19 protein-coding genes and 1 pseudogene are annotated in these 17,787 nt (G+C 58.5%); 9 read left to right on the plus strand and 11 right to left on the minus strand.

Annotated elements, in window-relative coordinates:
* Window positions 1–237 precede the first annotated feature (237 nt).
* Window positions 238–729 (minus strand): 2-amino-4-hydroxy-6-hydroxymethyldihydropteridine diphosphokinase, encoded by a 492-nt coding sequence (folK, locus tag MUN84_RS18205; RefSeq protein ID WP_244695394.1) that lies wholly within the window; start codon window positions 727–729, stop codon window positions 238–240.
* Between the two features lie 5 nt (window positions 730–734).
* Window positions 735–1,607 (minus strand): alpha/beta hydrolase family protein, encoded by an 873-nt coding sequence (locus MUN84_RS18210; protein ID WP_244695395.1) that lies wholly within the window; start codon window positions 1,605–1,607, stop codon window positions 735–737.
* A 290-nt stretch (window positions 1,608–1,897) separates the two neighbouring features.
* On the opposite strand from MUN84_RS18210, the pseudogene MUN84_RS18215 reads away from it, so the two are divergent.
* Window positions 1,898–2,877 (plus strand): annotated as a pseudogene (locus tag MUN84_RS18215) (polyprenyl synthetase family protein).
* A gap of 100 nt (window positions 2,878–2,977) precedes the next feature.
* Here MUN84_RS18215 and MUN84_RS18220 read toward each other — a convergent pair.
* On the minus strand, window positions 2,978–3,286 hold the full coding sequence (locus tag MUN84_RS18220; RefSeq protein ID WP_244695396.1) for a hypothetical protein: 309 nt from the start codon (window positions 3,284–3,286) through the stop codon (window positions 2,978–2,980).
* A gap of 176 nt (window positions 3,287–3,462) precedes the next feature.
* Here MUN84_RS18220 and MUN84_RS18225 point away from each other — a divergent pair, with 176 nt between their 5' ends.
* The 3 genes from MUN84_RS18225 to MUN84_RS24720 are packed head-to-tail and all read left to right on the plus strand — an operon-like array spanning window position 3,463 to window position 4,861.
* Window positions 3,463–3,756 (plus strand): cytochrome P450, encoded by a 294-nt coding sequence (locus tag MUN84_RS18225; RefSeq protein ID WP_244695397.1) that lies wholly within the window; start codon window positions 3,463–3,465, stop codon window positions 3,754–3,756.
* Window positions 3,757–3,794: 38 nt separating this feature from the next.
* Window positions 3,795–4,721 carry a cytochrome P450 gene (locus MUN84_RS18230; RefSeq protein ID WP_262920717.1) on the plus strand — a complete coding sequence of 309 codons (927 nt, stop codon included), beginning with the start codon at window positions 3,795–3,797 and terminating at the stop codon, window positions 4,719–4,721.
* 17 nt (window positions 4,722–4,738) lie between these two features.
* Window positions 4,739–4,861, plus strand: a complete 123-nt coding sequence (locus tag MUN84_RS24720; protein WP_410780109.1) for a hypothetical protein — start codon at window positions 4,739–4,741, stop codon at window positions 4,859–4,861.
* Between the two features lie 143 nt (window positions 4,862–5,004).
* Here MUN84_RS24720 and MUN84_RS23215 read toward each other — a convergent pair whose 3' ends face one another.
* The 3 genes from MUN84_RS23215 to MUN84_RS18240 form a co-directional block, all read right to left on the minus strand.
* Complete coding sequence (locus MUN84_RS23215; protein ID WP_262920718.1) at window positions 5,005–5,487, minus strand: MBL fold metallo-hydrolase; 483 nt, start codon at window positions 5,485–5,487, stop codon at window positions 5,005–5,007.
* A 25-nt stretch (window positions 5,488–5,512) separates the two neighbouring features.
* Window positions 5,513–6,130 (minus strand): MBL fold metallo-hydrolase, encoded by a 618-nt coding sequence (locus tag MUN84_RS23220; RefSeq protein WP_262920573.1) that lies wholly within the window; start codon window positions 6,128–6,130, stop codon window positions 5,513–5,515.
* Between the two features lie 206 nt (window positions 6,131–6,336).
* Entirely contained in the window at window positions 6,337–6,813 is a 477-nt protein-coding gene (locus MUN84_RS18240; protein WP_244695399.1) for a hypothetical protein, read from the minus strand.
* Window positions 6,814–7,023: 210 nt separating this feature from the next.
* Here MUN84_RS18240 and MUN84_RS18245 point away from each other — a divergent pair, with 210 nt between their 5' ends.
* The gene (locus MUN84_RS18245; RefSeq protein ID WP_244695400.1) at window positions 7,024–7,584 is read left to right on the plus strand and encodes a GNAT family N-acetyltransferase; all 561 of its coding nucleotides are present in this window, start codon (window positions 7,024–7,026) and stop codon (window positions 7,582–7,584) included.
* Between the two features lie 242 nt (window positions 7,585–7,826).
* Here the strand turns inward: MUN84_RS18245 and MUN84_RS18250 are convergent, their stop codons facing one another.
* Together MUN84_RS18250 and MUN84_RS18255 are read right to left on the minus strand one after the other, a co-directional pair.
* Window positions 7,827–8,228, minus strand: a complete 402-nt coding sequence (locus tag MUN84_RS18250; RefSeq protein ID WP_244695401.1) for a TlpA disulfide reductase family protein — start codon at window positions 8,226–8,228, stop codon at window positions 7,827–7,829.
* 2 nt (window positions 8,229–8,230) lie between these two features.
* Window positions 8,231–9,121: a hypothetical protein gene (locus MUN84_RS18255; RefSeq protein ID WP_244695402.1), complete on the minus strand. Its 891-nt coding sequence runs from the start codon at window positions 9,119–9,121 to the stop codon at window positions 8,231–8,233.
* Between the two features lie 264 nt (window positions 9,122–9,385).
* Between MUN84_RS18255 and MUN84_RS18260 the strand changes: the two genes are divergently transcribed.
* On the plus strand, window positions 9,386–11,680 hold the full coding sequence (locus tag MUN84_RS18260) for an aconitate hydratase (protein WP_244695403.1): 2,295 nt from the start codon (window positions 9,386–9,388) through the stop codon (window positions 11,678–11,680).
* Between the two features lie 146 nt (window positions 11,681–11,826).
* Window positions 11,827–12,291 (plus strand): hypothetical protein, encoded by a 465-nt coding sequence (locus MUN84_RS18265; RefSeq protein ID WP_244695404.1) that lies wholly within the window; start codon window positions 11,827–11,829, stop codon window positions 12,289–12,291.
* Window positions 12,292–12,383: 92 nt separating this feature from the next.
* Here the strand turns inward: MUN84_RS18265 and MUN84_RS18270 are convergent, their stop codons facing one another.
* Window positions 12,384–12,743: a hypothetical protein gene (locus tag MUN84_RS18270; protein ID WP_244695405.1), complete on the minus strand. Its 360-nt coding sequence runs from the start codon at window positions 12,741–12,743 to the stop codon at window positions 12,384–12,386.
* A 189-nt stretch (window positions 12,744–12,932) separates the two neighbouring features.
* Here MUN84_RS18270 and MUN84_RS18275 point away from each other — a divergent pair, with 189 nt between their 5' ends.
* A complete protein-coding gene (locus tag MUN84_RS18275; protein ID WP_244695406.1) occupies window positions 12,933–13,634 on the plus strand; it encodes a TIGR02117 family protein in 702 nt (233 codons plus the stop codon).
* Between the two features lie 154 nt (window positions 13,635–13,788).
* Here the strand turns inward: MUN84_RS18275 and MUN84_RS18280 are convergent, their stop codons facing one another.
* Window positions 13,789–14,151, minus strand: coding sequence for a hypothetical protein (locus tag MUN84_RS18280; protein WP_244695407.1), 363 nt, complete (start codon window positions 14,149–14,151; stop codon window positions 13,789–13,791).
* A gap of 401 nt (window positions 14,152–14,552) precedes the next feature.
* On the opposite strand from MUN84_RS18280, the gene MUN84_RS18285 reads away from it, so the two are divergent.
* Window positions 14,553–14,768 (plus strand): hypothetical protein, encoded by a 216-nt coding sequence (locus tag MUN84_RS18285; RefSeq protein WP_244695408.1) that lies wholly within the window; start codon window positions 14,553–14,555, stop codon window positions 14,766–14,768.
* Between the two features lie 89 nt (window positions 14,769–14,857).
* Here MUN84_RS18285 and MUN84_RS18290 read toward each other — a convergent pair whose 3' ends face one another.
* Window positions 14,858–17,707 (minus strand): S8/S53 family peptidase, encoded by a 2,850-nt coding sequence (locus MUN84_RS18290; protein WP_244695409.1) that lies wholly within the window; start codon window positions 17,705–17,707, stop codon window positions 14,858–14,860.
* Window positions 17,708–17,787: the final 80 nt, after the last annotated feature.

Genomic DNA, 17,787 nt, shown 5'->3' on the forward strand with positions numbered 1-17,787 from the left:
TAATGGCTGTCACTTTACTTTTCTACTGGTATTGGTAGCCACTAGTTGTGTGCTAATCTCGCAACCACCTGGTGTCACGCCGGTGCAGCCCGCCGTCAGGAGCAGGCGAAAGGGTGCGAAGATCAGTATCTTTTCAGGTTTTCTGGGGCTCTTACCTGTTATAGCTATTGTGCGCAAATATGCTAGACGCCCAAGTTGAACGGCTGTTCAGCTGCTATTACTAGTACAAGGAGTAACCTACGAAGCTGCTGGATACCACTTTACGGCTAGCCCGTCGGTACACACAGCCAGCAGCTCTGCTATGGTTTTTCCTGCCTGCGGGTGCACTACCGAAGCAGCAATTTCAGCTAGTGGAACCAGCGCGAACCGCCGCTCCGGCAGGCGCGGGTGGGGTAGAGTAAGTCGGGGGCTTTGTATTACCGCTTCATCGTACAGCAGAATATCCACATCAAGGGTGCGGGCGCCCCAGTGAATTAGACGCTCCCGGCCAGCTTGTTGCTCAACGGCTTGGCAGGCGTCGAGTAGTTGCTCGGGTAGGAGGGAGGTATGCAAGCGGAGAGCCTGGTTTAGGAAAGCGGGCTGCGCAGTAAGGCCCCAAGCCGCGGTTTCGTACAAGCCGGATGCTGCCACTACCGGACCCACGGTTGTCATAAGGCCCTCCACGGCCTGGCGAAGAATGGCAACCCGGTCGCCAAGGTTGGAGCCCAGTAGGAGGTAGGCGGTAGGCATAACAACTACAAAACGCGGCGCAGAAAATCTACTGTCACATCGGCGGCAGCCAAGGCTTGGGCGGGCAAATGCGCCCCTGGCCATGGGTGGCTGCCACCAAAGTTGTGAGTCACTTCTGGCAGGATGGTCAACTCGGAGGCTGGTTTGCAGGCGTGCAGCTCGTGGGCCCGCGCTACGGGTACGGTTTCGTCCTGGTCGCCGTGTACGATGAGGAGGGGCTGCTTGAGCTTGCGTCGGACATTGTGCGGAATATCCAGCCGCAGCCGGTTCCGGTGGTAGTCCTCCACAATCTGGAAGTACAGGGGCAATTGCTGCTTGGTGCGGCTATTTTCCACGTAATACACGCCTTGCTGCTGCCAGTGTTGCATCAGCTCCGCGGTCCAGCCGGGGTTTACATTGCTGATGGCGGCCCAGGTAACCACGGCTTTCACCCGCACATCTTCGGCACCTTTCAGCAGCACTAGGCCGCCGCCGCGGCTGTGTCCAATGAGGGCCATACGGGTAACGTCCAGTTCCGCCGCCGGAAGATCAGCTTGCTTGGAATCGAGCAGGTAGTCCAGCAGGGTCCCGATGTCATTTAGCTCCAGGGAAAAGTTATTTCGACCGAACGCCTCTAAGTCCTCTAGGTCGCCGGTGCCGTCCACTACTAGCCCGTTGTGCGAGAGGTTCAGCTTCACAAATACAAAGCCTTGCTGGGCAAACCAATCGGCCAGTAGGTTGAAATGGCCCCAGTCTTTGAACCCCTTGAAGCCGTGCACAAACACCACTACGGGCTTGGGTTGCCCAGTAGACAGGTACCGCAAATCCGCCGCAAAGGGGCGGGCGTGATGGGTGCTGGTGAGTAGCAAATCAAGGCGGACGGGCTGTGGTTGTGGCATACGGGCGAAGGTAAGCGGTGAAACAGTGTGTTTGCTGTTTTGCCTCGGTGAGCAACTCGCCGCTACCTTGCCTGTTCAACGTGTTGCTGCCTGAAACGTGGCCAGCCTTGGCTGGTGAGCAGGGAGGTAGGGCTTGGCACGTTACCCAGCTTTAGTTAACCGGAGGGCCGCCGTGGTAGTGCTGCTCGCCAAGACGGCGCGGCTAGGCCCTGGCGCGCATAAACTCACCGTTTCACTACCTCACTATTTCACCTTTTTCCCCGTATCATTGCAGCGCCCAACACACCTGCATGACCGTTACGCTGGACCAGATACAGGCGCCCATCGCCGCCGAGATGGAGGAATTCGAGAAGAAATTCCGCCAGTCCATGCAAACGCGCCAGCTGCTGCTCGACAAAATCATGGGCTACATTGTGAAGCGCAAGGGCAAGCAAATTCGGCCCATGTTTGTGTTCTTCACGGCCAAAATCAGCGGCGGCGACCCGCTACCCGAGGCAACTTTCCGGGGCGCGGCCCTCATTGAGCTGCTGCACACGGCCACCCTGGTTCACGACGATGTAGTGGACGAGAGCAACTATCGCCGCGGCTTTTTCTCCATCAACGCTCTCTGGAAAAACAAGATTGCCGTGTTGGTAGGCGACTACCTGCTGAGCAAAGGCCTGTTGCTGAGCCTGGAAAACGACGATTACGACCTGCTCAAAATCGTGAGCAACGCCGTGAAGGAGCTGAGCGAAGGCGAACTGTTGCAGATTGAAAAAGCACGCCGCCTTGATATCACCGAGGACGTTTACTTTGATATTATTCGGCAGAAAACGGCTTCGCTGATTGCTTCCTGCTGCGCCGTGGGGGCCGCTTCAGCCGGGGCCGATAAGGAAACCATTGAGCGGGCTCGCCTTTTTGGGGAGAAGGTAGGTATGGCCTTCCAGATTAAGGATGACCTCTTTGACTTCGGAACCGACGAAATCGGTAAACCGGTGGGCATCGACATCAAGGAGAAAAAGATGACGCTGCCCTTAATTTACGCCCTCCAGCAGGCCGATTGGCTGACCAAGCGCCGCGTCATCTACAACGTGAAAAACAACGACGGCCGCAAGGACCGGGTGCAGGCCGTTATTGAGTTCGTGAAGAAATCCGGCGGCCTGAACTACGCCATCCAGGTAATGGAGCGCTACCGCGACGAGGCCCTGGCAATTTTGCGCACCTTCCCGAGTCCGCTTCCCGCACTTCGCTGGAGCAGCTTATTAACTACACCATTGAGCGGGAAAAGTAACCACACCAACGGGTAGGGTTGACCTCCGCATAAAAAAGGCTCGCCAAACGGCGAGCCTTTTTTATGCGGAGAATTTATGCCGAGCAAGCCACGTAAAAGCTTAGTGCTCCGGCTCGGCTACCTGGTAGGAAACGCTTTCTGGAGCAACCTCCGATACCTCGAAGTGCACGCCATCGAAGGTGCTTTTGACGGTGATTTCGTGGGTCATGTCGCAGCCGGGGCACTTGATTTCTTCAGTTTCAAACTGGCCGTCATCCTCGGTGGAGTTAGCCAGGTGGTCGGCGGCGGGTACGCCTAGCAGGTCCGTGAAGACTTCCGTGTGACACTGGTTGCACTCGAATTTGAGGCCTACCGTGCGGCCTTGGAGTTCGTCAAGCGGGGCGGGGGTATTTTTTTGCTGAATCCACATAGGAAAGCGAGAGTTTGGTTGTTGGAGAAAGTTCGGGAGGCCGCGTTGGGCTAATAGGCTGTACGCGCGGAAGGTAGGCTGGGGTTGTGCTACGGGCGGCCCAAACCCATTAATGCAGCTGTGCCTCGTGTTTTGCCTTATCTTCGATTCAACTCTGTTGGCATTAGTCCTCCCGCATGTCTACGCCCATATTGCCTGCTCCCGAAGCCCCGGTGGCTCCCTTTCCCTGGATACCGCGCTGGCGCACCCTGCTCACGTCCCTGGCCATGGCCCGGGACCCCATCGGCAACCTGAACCGCGCCCATGCTGCGGGCGGCGACACGGTAGGGCTGCACCTGGGCGGCATCCGGCCCTGCTACGTCACCCGCGACCCGGCCTTGGTGCAGCACATCTTGCAGAAAAACCACCGCCGCTACCTTAAATCCGACCTTACCCACGGTCTGGTGCGCTACATTGGGCGGGGCTGCTGACCAACGAGGGAGCCGACTGGCTGCGGCAGCGTCGCCTGATTCAGCCTGGCTTTCACCGCCAGCGCCTGGCCGGCCTGACCCGCCTGATGCAAGCCGCCGCCGAAGACTGGACCCAGGAACTACGCCAGCTAACCGCGGCGGGCCCGGCCTTAGTGGATATTCACGAGGCCATGACCCGCGTGGCTTTTCGCATCATTGCCCAGGCCACCTTCGGGACTAGTATGAGTGACGCGGAGCGAAACCGGCTTTCCGACGTGCTGACCCAGATTCAGGCGTTTTACGTGCGCACCATCCGGCAGCCCTACCTGCGGCCCTGGCTGCAAGGCACCGGCAGCTACCGGCGGCACGAAGCTCTGAGCCTAGAGCTACGCGAGTTGGTTCGCGGCTACATCCGCCAGCGTCAGGCTGCCGGCCCCGCGGCAGCCACCCACGATGATTTACTGCAAATGCTGCTGGATGCCCGCTACGAGGATACTGGGGAGCCCATGACGGAGGAGCGGCTGGTAGACGAGGCCAACATTTTGCTGCTAGCTGGCCACGAAACCTCCGCCAACGCCCTGAGCTGGTTGTTTTACTTGCTGGCTACCCACCCTGAGGCGGCAGCCCGCATCCGGGAGGAGCAGCAGGCAGCGGGGCTAATGGAGCGGCCGCCGAAGTTTGAGGAGCTGGTGCAGCTGCCGTATTCTATGCAGGTTATTCAGGAAACCATGCGCCTGTACCCGCCAGCCTGGATTCTGGACCGCGTGGCGCTGGAAGACGATGAGTTTCAGGGGCGCCCAATTCCCAAGGGCACTCTGTTTTCGCTCTACGTGTACGGCCTGCACCGCCACCCTGATTTGTGGCCTGAGCCCAATGCCTTCCGGCCCGAGCGGTTCGGGCCGGGAGCCCAACCCGCCGTGCCTGCCTATGGCTACCTGCCCTTTGGGGCGGGCCGCGCCTGTGCATCGGCAACCACTTCGCCCTAACCGAAATTCAGCTGGTACTGCTGGAAACCCTGCAGCATTTCAGCCTGGAGCCAGCCTCAGAAGCCGCCGTAGTGCCCGTGCCCTTGGTAACGCTCCGGCCCCAGGAAGGCGTATTCCTACGGTTCGCGCGGCTGAGATGACGTAGCTGAGTCTCCATTCCACAAACGGTATTGTCATGCTTGATCTAGCGTCCGCTTGTCAAAGCATGACAATACCTTTTAGTACCAGTTATACACTACCGGAAAAAAGCAAACGTACTTCTTCGCTGGAAAAACGAACGTCCTCATTTCCACCAGGCTACCTGTGGCAATGGGCCAGCACCGAGCGTCACGGGCTGGCCCAGCTCTGGGGTAGTAATGGGCAGCCCCAGCCGAGCGGCAGCGGCGGCGGCCCGCGTAACGGGTTCGTTCCAGGCGTGGTGGGCTTCCGTGAAAGCGCCCCAGTGTACTGGCAGTAGTAGCCGGGCCCGCACATCCAGGGTTGCCTGTACGGTTTGCTCCGGAAGCATGTGAATTTGGGCCCACTGGGCGTCGTACTGTCCGCATTCCATTAGGGCCACATCGAAGGGGCCGTGCTGCTGGCCGATGGTTTGGAAGTGGGGCCCATACCCACCGTCGCCGCTGTAGAACACCCGTTTATCAGCCGATTTAATAACCCAGGAACTCCAGGAAGTTGAGTTCCGGTTTGTGAGGCCGCGCCCGGAAAAGTGGCGGGCAGGAGTGCTCGTAATCGATACTCCCCCGGCAACTGCACCGACTGGTTCCAGTCTAGCTCCTGCACCCGCTCCGGGGCTACCCCCAGGCCAGCAGGTGAGCCCCTACGCCCAAGGGCACAAAGAAGTGGGTAGTCTTGTCCTTAAGCCGCAGAATGGTCTGGTAGTCAAGGTGGTCGTAGTGGTCGTGCGAGATGAGCACTGCATCAATGGGCGGCAGCTGCTCGGCGGTTATGGCCAGCTGCGGATTATAGCGCTGGGGCGTTATCCAGGAAACCGGGCCCATTTTCACGCTTAGCATGGGGTCCAGCAGAATGTTCTTGCCTCCAATTTCTACTAGGCTGGCGGAGTGCCCAAACCACGTCACGCGGAGCAGCTCGGGTGTTTTTTGGCGGATGCTCGCCGGGTCAAGCGGCCGCGTGGGCAGGGGAGCGGCTGGTTTGTCGTTGGGTGTTTTGCTGAACAGAAAGCGCCACAGGGAGCCGAAGGTACTACCGCCGGTCATGAGGGTAGTGGGTACCAAGTTCTGGAACTCTCCATCCTGGTAGTGGCCTGATTTGGCGTAAGCTGCCCGTTGCGCCTTCGTGGGCTTGCCGCCGAACTCCGGACTGAGGTTGGCGAAGGCAACTCCCGCTACCAACATCACAATAAGCAGGCTGACCGTCAGAAGGCCAATAGTTTTCAGGAGTCCTTGCATGGAAACAAATGCTAATTCGAAAGGCCAGAAGCCGTGCCACGTCTACTTGAAGCGAAACCAACCCGCACCCTACCCGGGTAGTCGGTATGGTACGGTAAATACTTTACGTGGCTGGCCCAGGGAAAAGCACATTTCAGCAGAAACATAAACACCACGGCCCGATCTGGGCAGACCGGGCCGTGGTGTTAACAGCATAGAAAATGGGCTTAGCTACGGCCGTTGAAGTCACGGCGGTCGGTGCCCCCGCGCCGCTCATTCTGGCGGCTACCCATCTGGCGCGTCCGCTCCTGGCGCTTGGCTTCCAGCTGGGCGTACTGCTTTTTCGACAGCACGTCCTTGAGCTTCTGGTCGGTGCTTTCGTGAATGCGCTTGGCTTCCTCGCGTAGCTGGCTCCGGTCGTTGCTACCGGTGCGGCCCCGCAGGGCGTGCATCTGCTGCTGCTGATCTTGAAAAATCTTCTCGACTTTCGACTTCTGCTTGCTGCTTAGGTCGAGTTCTTGGGCTAGCGTATCGGTACGGCGCTGGCGGTCCTGGGCGCTGCCGTGGCCCCGGCGGTGGTCCTGGTCACGGTCTTGGCGTTGCTCCCGGCCCTGAGCGGGGCGGTCGTCGGCGGCGAAGCTAGCACCGGCGAAAGAGGCGGAAAGTCCGAGGAGAAGGGCGAGGCTGAAAAGTTGCTTTTTCATGGGAAGAAGGAAATTGGAATGTGGTTTCAAGTGGAAGGAGGTAGGGCGTTGCGCCCTGTCTGCCCTTGTTCAAACCCAGTGCCTCATTCCAATCTTGAGGGGGCATTATCCATTACTACCCCGAAAAAGCCGACCAACTCCCGCGTTTAATCGGCTTGTGCTGGAAAGCTGGCGTTGCGTGCCCCCACGCTATTTTAGTACCTTGGCCGCATGACACCACCGTTGACTTTAGTAGCTGGTCCGCTCACGGCCGTTCCGCAGCTCGAGACCACCGATTTACTGTTGCGCGGCCCGCGAGTTACCGACTTGCCCGAGTTTGCCACCATGGCTGCCGACCCGGATTTCTACCGCTACGTGGGTGGCAAACCCCAGAACGAAGAAGAAGCCTGGCGCCGGCTGCTAGCTCAGCAAGGCCACTGGACGCTGCTTGGCTACGGGGCCTGGTCGGTGGAGGAAAAAGCCACCCGCCGCTTTATTGGTACCGTCGGCTTTTTTGATTTTCAACGAGACCTGACTCCCTCCATCAAGGGCACCCTCGAAGCCGGCTGGACCCTGGCCCCGCGCGTGCACGGCCGCGGCTACGCTACCCAGGCCGTAGGAGCGGCCCTGCAGTGGGCCGAAGCGCAGTTCCCCGTCGCCCGCCTAACCTGCATCATCGACCCCGATAATGCGGCCTCTCTGGCAGTAGCCCGCAAGTTTGGCTTCCGAGAAATAGCTCGCCCCATCTACCACGACGCCCCCATTGTGCTGCTAGAGCGAATCACGGATTAAGACGGATTTTTCAGAGTGCACGGATTTTCTGAGGGTAGGCTGCTGCCTCTCCATGACTGCCGAACACCCAACCAAACAGGAAGGGCTTGCCAATTGGCAAGCCCTTCCTGTTTGATAAAATCTGCCTGAATTGACTGCAGGTGGCTGAGTTCTTTTTCGCCTGCTCTTCGAGGAAAGATAGATGCCTATCTGACTTGACTACAGCCTCCATGCAACTCGATGAATCCGTCTTAATCCGTGAGTTACTCGGCTAGGAGTTGGTCGATGGTCTGGTTGAATTCTGCTACCTCCTGCTCGTAGTACTTGCCGGTGCCAGGGCCCGAGAAGCCGGTGTGAATCTTACGTACTTCGCCTTTTTTGTCGAGGAAAATAGTGGTTGGGAAAGCCAATACCTTCTGAATCTGGGGCAAGGACTGGCTGGCGGCGTCCTTGTTGGCTTCGCCGGCCACGGCCAGGTCGTAGCCCACGTTCAGGCGCTGCTTCATCTTTAGTAGCTTCTGTGAGGCCACCTTCTGGTCGGCCGTCCGCTCGTAACCCAATCCGATGATTTCCACGCCGCGCTGCTTGTTTTTCTCGTACCAGGGAGCCAGGAAGTTGGTTTCGTCCATGCAATTGGGGCACCAGGAGCCCAGAATCTGGACCACTACTACCTTGCCTTTGTACTTGGGGTCGGAGGGGAGATGCTGCCGCCTTCATAAACGCTCGGGAACTTGAAGTCGAGCTTTTTTTGGCCGGGTTTCATACCAGTAAGGGCGTTAGCGTCGGGCAGTTTGGCGTTCGGGTCGAGGGTAGCCGTCCACGTTTCGTGGCCCGATTTGCCGCTGTAGAAGTGGCCAGTAAGCGCATTGCCCTGCTTCTCGGCGGTAAATAAAAAACCGTGGCTGCCATCAAAGGTGCTTAACTTCATGGTGTTACCATCCACGTTGCCCGCCAAGTAGCGGTAGTCACCCGTTGAGGTCAGGAAGGTGCCAGTTACAGCCCGGTCTTTTTGCTCAAACACGCCCACGGCCGGGTACGTCTTACCATCATCACCCTTGAAGGTCACCTTCCACGTCCCGTCGAAAGACTGATTTTCCTGGCCGGATTTCGCGCCAAATAAGCTGCCGGCACCTTTTCTAGCCGAAAACGGCACCCGATACGGCTCCTTGCCATCATACTTGACCCAAGCCCCCTTCAGATTGGTTGCGCCATCAGCGTACACCACCAGCGCGGCGTCAAACACGCCCAGGCGGATGGTAGTGGAGTCGCCGACGGTTTTAATTTCGTCTAGCTTTAGGCGCTCCTCGCCATTGCGTAGGTACACGGCTACGGGTTGGTTGTTGTTTCCAGTTTCTACATCAAACAGAAACGGAATTTCCTGGCCCTGGGCCGACAGCACCCCGCGCCAGGGGCCGGCGGGTAACGCAGTGGCGTTGGCGCCGGTAGTTTCCACGGGCTCGGTTTTTTCGGAAGAAGAGGAATTGGACTGACAGGCCACCGCGGCCAGCGCGAGTCCGGCCCCGGCTATGGCCTTGCGAAACGAGAAGGCTACGGGCATGGGAAAAAAGTTAAAAGGTTGATTCGGGGCTAAACTACTCAGAGGGCAGGATAGTTTACTAGAAGCCGGCGAGCAGAACCAAGAATGCGGCGCCTACCGGTCACTACGCCAGCACACTGCGTAAACCTGCCTTTTGGAATAATTCTAAATCAGGCCGGGGGCGTAGGCGGAGGCCCGAAATTTTAGGCTGCGCAACGACCGACAACTATATTTGCGTACCTGTCTACTATAGGCACGTTCTCTCCACTTTTTCCATTTCGCATTATGGCGTTTGACTTAGAAATGATCAAGGCCGTGTACGATGGCATGGGCTCCCGCATTGAAGCCGCCCGTACCGCCGTTGGCCGTCCGCTTACCCTGACTGAAAAAATCCTGTACGCTCACCTGTACGGCGGCTCTGTTTCGCAGGCGTATGAGCGGGGCGTTTCCTACGTCGATTTCGCTCCCGACCGGGTTGCCATGCAGGATGCTACCGCCCAAATGGCGCTGCTCCAGTTCATGCAGGCCGGTAAAGCCAAGGTGGCCGTACCCAGCACCGTACACTGCGACCACCTGATTCAGGCTAAAGAAGGAGCTGACCAGGATTTGGCCATTGCTAACTCCGAAAACAAGGAAGTATACGACTTCCTGGCTTCGGTATCCAATAAGTACGGCATCGGCTTCTGGAAGCCCGGTGCTGGTATCATTCACCAGGTAGTACTCGAAAACTACGCCTTTCCCGGCGGCATGATGATCGGTACGGACTCGCACACGCCCAACGCCGGCGGCTTGGGCATGATTGCCATTGGCGTTGGTGGCGCCGATGCCGTAGACGTTATGTCGGGCATGGCCTGGGAGCTGAAATTCCCGAAGGTAATTGGCGTAAAGCTCACTGGTAAGCTCTCGGGCTGGGCCTCGGCGAAAGACGTAATTCTGCGCGTGGCCGGCATCCTGACCGTAAAAGGCGGTACCGGTGCCATTGTGGAGTACTTCGGCGAGGGCGCCAACGCGCTGTCGGCCACTGGCAAAGGTACCATCTGCAACATGGGCGCTGAGATTGGGGCTACTACCTCTGTCTTTAGCTACGATGAGAAGATGGGCGACTACCTGCGCGGTACGGGCCGGGCCGATATTGCTGATGCCGCTGCTGCCGTAGCCCAGCACCTGCGCGCCGACGACGAGGTATATGCTAACCCTGCCAATTTCTACGACCAGCTGATTGAAATCGACCTGAACACCCTGGAGCCCTACGTGAACGGTCCGTTCACGCCAGACGCTGCCTGGCCGATTTCGCAGTTTGCTGCTGCTGTGCGCGAGCACAACTGGCCCGCTAAACTGGAAGTTGGCTTGATCGGCTCCTGCACGAACTCCTCGTACGAGGACATTACCCGCGCCGCCAGCATTGCCAAGCAAGCTGCCGACAAGGGCCTGACGGTACAGGCCGAATACACGGTAACGCCCGGCTCGGAGCTGGTGCGCTACACCGTGGAGCGCGACGGGCTGCTGGATACGTTCGCTCAGATGGGTGGGGTAGTGCTGGCCAACGCCTGCGGTCCGTGCATTGGGCAGTGGGCCCGCCACATGGACGATATGAAGCGGCCAAACTCCATCATCACCTCGTTCAACCGCAACTTCGCCAAGCGCAACGACGGCAACCCGAACACCCACGCTTTCGTGGCCTCGCCCGAAATTGTAACCGCCTTCGCTATTGCCGGTGATTTGACCTTCAACCCCCTGGTTGACACCCTGACCACGAAAGACGGCCAGCAGGTACGTTTCGACGAGCCCCGGGGCATTGAGCTGCCACCCCGTGGTTTCGCCGTGGAAGATGCGGGTTACCAGGCACCCGCCGTTGATGGCTCAGGCGTGCAGGTAATCGTAGATCCGGCTTCCGACCGTTTGGAGTTGCTGGAGCCTTTCCGCCCGTGGGAAGGGGTAGACCTGAAAGGCCTGCGTCTGCTCATTAAGGCCCAGGGCAAGTGCACCACCGACCACATTTCGATGGCCGGCCCGTGGCTGAAATACCGCGGCCACCTGGATAACATCTCCAACAACATGCTCATCGGGGCTATCAACGCCTTCAACGGCGAAGCTAACGCCGTGAAGGACGCTCTGACCCAGGGTACGCCGTATTCTGCGGTGCCTCAGGTAGCACGTAACTACAAAGCCCAGGGCATCGGCTCGGTGGTAGTAGGTGACGAGAACTACGGCGAAGGTTCGTCGCGGGAGCACGCGGCCATGGAGCCCCGCCACTTGGGCGTGCGCGCCGTGCTGGTGAAGAGCTTCGCTCGTATCCACGAAACCAATCTGAAGAAGCAAGGCATGTTGGCCCTGACCTTCGCTAATAAGGCTGACTACGACCTGATTGAGGAGGACGACACCATCGACATCCTCGGCCTGACGGAGTTTGCCCCTGGCAAGCCCCTGCAGATTCGTCTGCACCACAGCGACGGTGACACCGACCTCATCACGGTAAATCATACCTACAACCAGGGCCAGATTGAGTGGTTCAAGGCCGGCTCGGCCCTGAACCTGATCCGCCTGAAGGAGTCGGGCCAGGCGCAACTGTCGCAGAAGTAATTCTGGCTTCACCTTGCCTGTAGCAACGGCCGCTTCCTAGTTGGGAGGCGGCCGTTTTTGTTGCTAGCCTAGTCTAGTTGCAACCTCTACACCTTCAAGAGCATCTGCAAGAAGACACCGGTACCATTCTGACTTAATTACTACCCATGAAACGACCCTTTACGCTTGCTGTTGGCGCGCTGGCCTTGTTGAGCGGCTGTATCACACCAGTGGACGAAGCCGAATCTGGCCCCAAAATAGAACTATTGGTCAAGAGCCTGGAAAGCGAATATGGCTGTTATAACACTGCCCGCCAGATGCACATCAACCTGTCGGAAACTTACACCGTCATCCATTCCCAAGCTCAGTTCGATCAGCTGGTGAGCGGCAGCTGTCGTCCGCAGATTGACTTTGCTACCTACGATTTAGTAATCGGCAAAAAAGGGCTGCCCAACAGTGAGGCAGGCATTCACTACACCCTACAACGGGAGTACGAAACCAAACGGGTTGTCCTTCACGTGGTATTCACCCTGAGCATGACTACGGAAGCTCCCAACGTAACCTACCACGCCTTGGTGCCCAAGCTGGCAGCCAGCGAGGGGGTAGACGTGAAAATTGAAATGAAGAAATAACGAACCTCTGATGTCCGTAATAAAAAGGCCGCGACTTACCAGTCAGCAGCCTTTTTGTGCTACTATAACTTGCCTGTAACTGCCAACAAGCCTTACATGGTAGCTACTTGCGCCGGGCGCATTTCTCGGGGCCTTTGCACGAGGTAGTAATACAGTAAAATCAGCAGGCCGGTAAGGAAGGGAAGTAGGGCCAGGTGCTTGCCCGTAACCGTCCCCCAAACGTGAATGGTATCGAAGCCCAGAAACTCGCTCACCATCCAGTAGGAGTTGGCGGAAATCCAGAACACAATGGCCAAGTTGTGCGCCAGCTCGGCCTTGAGGTCGCGCGTGCGCCAGGTAATGACCAGGGCAATAGCCAGGGTAGGAAAAATCATGGCAATGCCCAAGGGCTTCCAGACCATGCACCAGCCGATGTCCTTGAGCAGCCAGAACAGGATGTGCATATTTTCCATACGGCGGTAAGGGGCCGGAATACTGTACAGGTGCTCGTCGGGGGCTGGTTCATGGGAGTTGACAAGGAAAAGCCAAAGATATTGAGCCGGTGGTGGTTGGAAAAAGCCGGCAGGTGAGGTAGCAGGATTTAGGACTTACGGGCGTCTTTTTCTCTACTGCTGCGTATGAGGGGCTGATTTCAGTTCACCTTGTTCGTAGTTCTAATGGCCGAAGCGCTTCGGAAAGCAGCAAAAGGAGCCGCCTACGTGGGCGGCGGTATTATAGGTGCCCTGGCCTTGTATGTGGCCGCTTCCGTGGGCCTGTCCGCTATTCCGGTGGGCCGGGCCAACTCGCCGGCCGTTGGCAATATTCCGGCCTACATCTTGTCCAATGGCGTGCATACTGATATTGTACTGCCCGTGCGCACCAGCCAGATGGACTGGACCGAGCTGGTGCCCTACTCCGCCGCTCCCGTGCTGGACCCCAGCCGCGACTACATAGGCTTTGGCTGGGGCGACAAGGGCTTCTACCTGAATACTCCCACCTGGGCCGAGCTGAAGCCCAGTACGGCCGTTAAGGCCATGTTTTGGCTGAGCACCACGGCCATGCACGCTACCTTCCACCACCAGCCCCAACCCGGCCCCGACTGCGTGCAGGTGCTCCTAACCCCGGCTGAGTATGCGCGCCTAGTTGCCTTCATCAAAAACAGCTTCGACTACGATGCGCAGGGGCGCACCCAGCACATCCAGGGGTATAGCTACGGGCAGCACGATGCCTTTTATGAGGCTAAGCGCACCTATAACCTGTTCTATACCTGCAACACTTGGGCCAACGAAGGCCTGAAGGTTGCCGGTCAAAAGGCCGCCCTCTGGACTCCATTTGAGTTTGGAATCTTCTGGCAGTATCGGTAACAGCTACTGGTTCCACCAGAAAAATTGTCGGGAAATCAGGTAGATGAGGCCAGTAGGGCAGACAGTTGCGCTTGAGTAAGGAGCAAAAAAAGCCCGGCTGGTTTCGCAGCACGCGACACAGCCGGGATAGAGGGGTGGAAAGGGAAACCGGAAACTAGTTTAGCCAAACCTGAGCTACGGGCTCGAAGCGGTGGCGGGCGAAGGCTCCGTACGGCTGCTCAGCATAAAAGCCAAGCACATGCACCTGCAACTCACCAGTACGGGCGTTGCGGCGCATTTGTATCGGATACACCTGCCCAGCCGCTGGCCAGTCTCCGATATGGTCGGTTGGGCGGCAGCTAGCATCAACGCAGCGGGCATATTGCTGCACGGGAAGCGGAAAAGGAAGCTTTACTTTCGACATATCCAAAGATAACAATATTTGAGGTTTTGCGCTAAAAATATTAGATAAAAATGTGAGCAATATTGAGAGTATAAATGCCTCTATACGGAACTCTTTATTGAAATTATGAATCATAGAATTTTGCATCAACCAGGTCGTTTTAATATATAATAAATTATATGTATTGAAGTATTAGCTAATATAGTTAGTAAAAAAAGGGTTGTCATTTGTGTAATAGACACAAGGGTACGGATGCTTGCCTTAATGATGCTCTTGCCACAGACTATAACTCTTCGGGGCGGACGATCCAGGTTTCTGGCGCAATGCAAGCGGTAGCGAAAGCAGGGAAGGAGTAGACTTGAAGAAGAGTGTCGTAGCTATTGACGTCAGGATTTTCCGACAGCGTAGCTCAGCAAGTAGGCCAATGGTTGTCAGCTCAAGTCTCCTCACGAAACATGGATAGGACATATTGCTGATGTTATTGCAAATCAGCGTGTTGAGCTTGCTGTTGCGGCTACCAGCAACGAACTTTGGATATGAAATTCTTACTTCTGCTGTGGATGAGCCAGCATCCTTTTCTGGTAGAAACAGAGCAGGGCAGCCACCAAGTGGCCGCCGCGGCTCTACAGTTAACCCACAACACGAAATTGGCCTTGGCTACTTACGAGCGTAGCCTGTTGGAAATGGTAGCGCGCCGAGAAATGACCCTCGCTCATTTGCTGGCTTACCTACAGGAGTCGGAGCAAGCCTAAACCCAATGTACAGTACTTAGCCTGCCCGCAGGCCCGCTTTTCTAACGTGCAGACCCGTGGGCAGGCTAGGTGATGTGCGTAGCGCCTCATTACAGCTGCCGCACTACCCGTTGGGTGGTGGTACCGCCGGCTGTGCTGATCTGAATTAGGTACAAGCCGGCTGGGTAGGCACTCAGGTCGAGTTGGGTGCTACGCCCACCTGGTACGCTATATACCCGCAGCTCCTGCCCTAGTACCGACAACACCCGAATGGTGGCTGGCCCGGCAGGAAGGTCTACCTGCAAGCGGCCAGTAGTGGGGTTTGGATACAAGGCTACCACTGGCAGGGAGGCGGAACGAACCGGCAACACCTGCCGGTACCGGGAGGCCGCGGCATCCGCTGCTACCTGGAGCTCCGCCAGGGAGGGGGCAGCCAGGACCGCAAATGCCACTACTGTCGAATCGCGGGGGGCGAGGTAGGGCAGCGTGGCCCCAACTACCTGCGAGGCATCGGTGCCGGTAGCCGGGCCTGCCGTGCGCTGGCGTGTGCCACTGCTCAGCGTCAGGAGCTTTTCGGCGGCGCTGAAACCATCGGCCAGCCGTACTGGCGTGCCTGCGGGAGCTTGATTGTCAATGGCATATACGCTGGGTTGCCCGCCGGTTAGTTGCTGCACGCCAGCATAAACAGTAGCTTGGCGTGGCGCATAGAGGTAGCCCAGGCGGCGCACTGAGTCCCAGGCCGCTACATTACGGCCCGGCTCGCCGGGTAAGTCCCAGTCCATGTACAGCCCCACGCGCAGCGGCTTGAGCGTATCGGCGGTGAGGTTGGTGAGGCGATACTCCAGAATCACGTAGTCGCGGTGAGGGGCAGCAGACCAGGCGTAGGCTCGTTGCCGCACCCGCACGCCCACCGAGCGTCCCTTGGTCAGGGTCGGTAGTGAGTCGCGCAGTACGCCGGTGGCTTCCTGGTCGGCGCGCAGGGGATGGGTAAGCCGGGTGGCCCGGGCCAGGGCGTAGAAGTCCTGGTCGGCGCCGCGCCGGTCGTTGCGCACGTTGTCGGATACGCCCGGGCCCGCGGCAGCAATGAGTAAGCCGCCCTCGGCCAGTAACGGGGCGCCCTGGCGGTAGCTAACGCCCTCCCCGAAGCTGGAGCCCAAACCATCGTAGCCGATATTGCCGCGGCTGCTCAGAGTCAGGAGCAGGTTATTGGCATCCAGCACCACGTAATCGGGGTTGAGCGTGAGCGTTTCGTACTGATCTTCCTGGTAGCCAGTGGTAGCATCCTGAAAGCGGTAGCGCAGCACGGCCTGGGTGTTAAGCGGTACCGAGCCGGCTACGGCCAGCCGGAAAGGGGCCTGCGGGTTGCTACGCTGCTCCAGGGTAGCTAGGCTACCCACCCCAAATGTGCCCTGCCGCACCGTAACGTAGGGCGAAAGAGACGTTAGCGTCACCGTCAGGTTGGTAACCGGGCTGAGCAGGTTTTGCACCGCTACGGTCAGGCGCAAGGTGTCGCCGGGGGCGTAGGCACGGCGCTCCGGAGCGGCCGTGCGGCTTACCACCCGTGCCGACTGCCGGGAAGTGGCCGTAAGGGCGCGGGCAATGTTGAGGCGACCCGTGCCTAGCTTGCCCGCGTAGGCCACGTTGCCGGGCAGGGCATCAATGTTATCCGTCGTTTGCCGAAGCTGGGCGGCTATTTGGGCGGCAGTGTAGCGCGGGAAATGGGCGCGCAACAGGCCGGCCGCGCCCGAAACCAGCGGAGCTGAAAACGACGAGCCCCCAACGGCCACGTAATCCGAATTTGTGTCGCCCCAAGTTGTCAGAATGCCGATGCCGGGAGCCGAGAGGTCGACGTGGCGGCTGTAGGTTCCGTTGGTTTCACGCTCATCGGAGGGCCGGAGCATGGCCACCGAAAGCACGTGGTCGTAGCTGGCGGGGTAGAAATCCAACTCGGCTGGGGTGTTGCCGGCCGCTGCTACGACTACCGCGTCGCGGTTGACGGCGGCGTAGGTAATGACATCTTGCTCAAACTGAGAGCGGCCGCCAACCCCACCCCAAGACAGGTTAATGACCCGGCAACCGTGGTCGGCGGCGTACACGATGGCTTCGTAGCCGCCAAAAGCGCCCGTAGGTGTGCTAGGATAGATTTTCAGGGGCATAAACCGGCACCGGAAGCCTACGCCCGCAATGCCCTTGCTATTATCAGGAGCGGCAGCAGCGCAACCCGCTACTAATATGCCATGGACACTGCCCGGCTCCCGGACCGGGTCGTTGTCGTGGTCGGCAAAGTCCCAGCCGCGGTAGTTGTCCACGTAGCCATCCTGGTCGTTGTCGATGCCATCGATGGGGTCGCGGCGGTTGAGCTGTACCTGGGAAGCCAGGTCTTCGTGGGTGAGGCGGGTGCCCCCGTCCACAATCCCAATAACCACGCTGGTATCCCCCTTGCTGATGTTCCAGGCCTGGTAGGCCCGAATATTTTTGAGGTAGTACTGGCCGTTGGCGGCGGTGGAATCGGCGAAGGGGTCATTGGGCTGATACAGCGGCGCGTAGCTGTAGAGCGGCTCGGCGTATTCCACGGCCCCGGTTTTGCGTAGGGCCCGGCAAGCCTCTTCCACGGACAGCGTTACGGGTAGTTCGGCTTGGAAAATTAGCTCCAGGTGCACGGCGCCGGGCTGGTCGGGGCCGGGCGGCTGGCTGTGAGGAAACTTCGGGCGAACCTCCCGCGCCTGCAGGCGCAGCAAGGCCGCATCCAGGGCCGCAACCCCAGTTGCCTGCCCGGCTGGGCGGCTGCCAGTTGGGGCTGACTTTAGCTTAAATACTACCCGCCCGGCAAGAATGGTTTTGGTGGCAGGCGCCGGAGTGGTTACCGGCAGCGGGCTTTGTTGGGCGTGCACGGCCCCGGCAGTTAGCAGAAGGGCTGCTATCCAGCAGCGGGTAGTAAAATGGAGTAGCGGTAGTAGCATATACACAGAGGGAATAAGAGAAAACACAGCCCGCATGAGTCAGCAGATTAACGTACCTGCCTTTCTGTTTGGATGCGGGC

Origin of the sequence: Hymenobacter sp. 5516J-16 (assembly GCF_022919335.1) — a bacterium.
Lineage (GTDB): Bacteria > Bacteroidota > Bacteroidia > Cytophagales > Hymenobacteraceae > Hymenobacter > Hymenobacter sublimis.